Consider the following 1,909-nt stretch of genomic DNA (forward strand, 5'->3'; position numbering starts at 1 on the left):
GTATTTTAACGCTAAGAAGGAACACATATGTAAGACTTAATCTATTTAACTTTAAAGGGCCGTAGGCAGGGATTGATATCGGCAGGTTGTTCATAGATAGATTCAATAGGAAATAAAGGTCAATTAGATCATACAGACCAGATATTCATATATAATCTTAATCATTCTTTAACTTGGGATCAGTATGCTAAGCATCATCCCATAACATTTAAAAAACCTGTTGATAAATCATCACCGCTTTTGAGAATAGCGATGTCGGAAAATGAAGTATTGGACGGTATCTTTGATATTTATAGAACGAATCAATCCGGGATTCAGGAGTTGTATTACACTATAAAGGTAATTGAGGCGACGATAGTTGATTTAGCTGTTTATCACCCCCATTCTATAACACATGCTGGCGCACAGCCGCAGGAAACGATATCTTTACGTTATAAGAGTATCACATGGACTCATCATATAGCAGGGACAAGTGCTTATAGTATTTGGGATGATCGCGTTTATTAATTTATTTGCCGGTAAAATAGTGTTGTTTTACCGGCAAAATTACCACTTGTTTTTCCTATAATGTCTGCTGTGTGCGATCATAAATACAATAGTGCATAACCAAGATAGTGTAAAAGAAGTATAAATCATAAAATCATTATTTGATATTGATACACCCAAAAATGGAATTTGATTAGTATAGAAGACATGTATATGGAAAAGGTTGGATGCTATCATAAGTAATACAGATGAAAAATTAATGTAAACATCATAGGGAATTAAAAGTTTCTTAAAAGCAAAGTATAGAGGATAAAGTGCAAGTAAAGAAAAAATAATGTATAAATAGTCAACCATTTCCTTCTTCCCGCAATATAATTGAAGTTTATAGACAAGAAATTCATTAATTCATTTTTCCTATAAGATCACTATTTGTTTTTCCTATAATATTTACCATGAGCAATCATGTATACAATATTGTAAATAATAACTAGAACAATAGAGCTATAAAATAAAAAATCATTATCAGATGTAGATACATCGAAAAATGGAATGTAATCAAAATTAAAAACATATAGATGATAACAAATAAATGACATTGCAAGTAATAAAGATGAGAAATTAACATAGACATTATCAGATATTAAAAGCTTTTTAAAAGCAAGATATAGGGGATAAAGTATAAGTAATGAAAAAATGATATATGCATAGCCCATTTATATCTTATTCCTTAATATGATCTATATTATCCATTGTATTTATTTGATGACAGTTCGTCTCGCTATTATATAAGGAACGCAGCTTAAATAGCTTAAAGCTAAAGAGTAATAATGTAAAAATTCATTGTCAGTGATATCTACATTGAAAAAAGGTATTGAATCGAAATTAAAAACATAAAGATGAAGTGCTGAAAGAACCAATGGTAATATTATTGCATAAAAATGGGGGTAAAAATTAGATGACATCAATAGTCTTTTTATGCAGAAATAAACAGGGAATAGAAGAATTAAAGACAATGAAACATAAGCCAAATTCATCAATAACTCCTCGCTTGACCATATATAGTGTTTAAATCGCCAACAATTTCTAAAATTATATCTTCTGTACCCATCATTTTAATTCCCTGATTTTTTAATCCCCAAAGCAGATCAGCATTAATATATCGATATAATCGTTGACTATCTGGTTCAAGCTTGTAGCCAAGTAGTCCATTAATAGACATACCAACATCAACCGATGTATATACTACATCAGCATCGCGTTTATCCATTCCAAAAGCTTTTTCTCCAACTCCTTCATAGACGAATTTAACTGGCCCAGTATAGCTTTCGCGATAAAGGATATAATAACCACTTTCAACAATATTATTAAAGCCATGAGCCATCAATGATGTTCCAAGTGCTGCTCCAACACCGCTATCAACAGC

General features: G+C 31.0%; 2 protein-coding genes. One reads left to right on the top strand and one right to left on the bottom strand.

Translation table 11 applies throughout. The features are described 5' to 3' along the window. The first annotated feature begins 96 nt into the window (after positions 1-96). The gene (locus OO184_RS24815) at positions 97-507 is read left to right on the top strand and encodes an Hcp family type VI secretion system effector (protein ID WP_376712606.1); all 411 of its coding nucleotides are present in this window, start codon (positions 97-99) and stop codon (positions 505-507) included. Positions 508-1,519: 1,012 nt separating this feature from the next. Here the strand turns inward: OO184_RS24815 and OO184_RS24820 are convergent. Continuing rightward, positions 1,520-1,909: DUF4225 domain-containing protein (locus tag OO184_RS24820; protein WP_265381441.1), on the bottom strand; the 390-nt coding region annotated here is incomplete at its 5' end.

Origin of the sequence: Photorhabdus aballayi, assembly GCF_026153155.1 — a bacterium.
GTDB classification, from domain to species: Bacteria; Pseudomonadota; Gammaproteobacteria; order Enterobacterales; family Enterobacteriaceae; genus Photorhabdus; species Photorhabdus luminescens.